Genomic DNA, 1,256 nt, shown 5'->3' on the forward strand with positions numbered 1-1,256 from the left:
TGCCCGAATTCAACCGCCACATCATCGGCCCGATAGAACTCGTCCACGAGTTCCACTGACCCACCCCCCCCCCCACCCCCCCCCCCCCCCCCCCCCCCCCCCCCCCCCACCCCCCCCCCCCCCCCCCCCCAAAAAACGACCCAACCCACTGAGGAAAGCTCCCCGACGAGCCTCACCGAGCTGCCCTCCCAGGCGCCCCGACCCGAAACGCCCACCGAGAGCCCGACCCACCCTCAATCCACCACCGGCATTCACAAACCGGCCCTCGGCACGCACTCCCGCCGCCCATCCCCGCAAAACCGCAGGTCAGCGGCAAACGACGCGCCCGAGGTCGCCCCATCATCCGGATGCAGACCACCCAAGCCCACCAAGAGCCCTTCCGCCCACGACACCCACTCCGAAACGCCCGCAGAAAAGGCCGGGCCCACTCGGGAACGCCCCCCGGCGAACCCGACCGGACCGCCCTCCCGCTCCGCCGTTGCCAGCGCCTTTCCGGCAAGCAACGCCCAGGTCTCGCCGGGGAGCCCAAGGCTCCCGGCCGCCGGTGACCCCGGGACCGGCTCGATCTCCGCCGGTCCACGCCGACCGTTTAGCACTGAGCCACCCGCCGCCGACCAAGACGCGACCGCCGGCCGCAAACGCCCGACCCACTCGGGAAGGCTCCCCGGCGGACCCGACCGGACCGCCCACCCGCTCCGCCGTTGCCAGCGCCTTTCCGGCAAGCAACGCCCAGGTCTCGCCGGGGAGCCCAAGGCTCCCGGCCGCCGGTGACCCCGGGACCGGGCCCACCTCCGCCGAGCCACGCCGACCGTTTAGCACAAGGCCATCCGCTGCCGACCAAGACGCGACCGCCGGCCGCGAACACCCGGCCCACTCGGGAAGGCTCCCCGGCGGACCCGACGAAAGCACCCACCCGCTCCGCCGTTGCCGGCGCCTTTCCGGCAAGCAACACCCACCTCTCGCCGGGGAATCAAAGGCTCCCGGCCGCCGGTGACCACGGGACCGGGCCCACCTCCGCCAGCCCACGCCGACCGTTTAGCACTGAGCCACCCGCCGCCGACCAAGACGCGACCGCCGGCCGCGAACGCCCGACCCACTCGGGAAGGCTCCCCGGCGGACCCGACGAAAGCACCCACCCGCTCTGCCGTTGCCAGCGCCCTTCCGGCAAGCAACACCCACCTCTCGCCGGGGAATCAAAGGCTCCCGGCCGCCGGTGACCACGGGACCGGGCCCACCTCCGCCAGCCCACGCCGACC

This window comes from Embleya sp. NPDC020886 (assembly GCF_044333915.1).
In the GTDB taxonomy this organism is placed as follows: Bacteria; Actinomycetota; Actinomycetes; order Streptomycetales; family Streptomycetaceae; genus Embleya.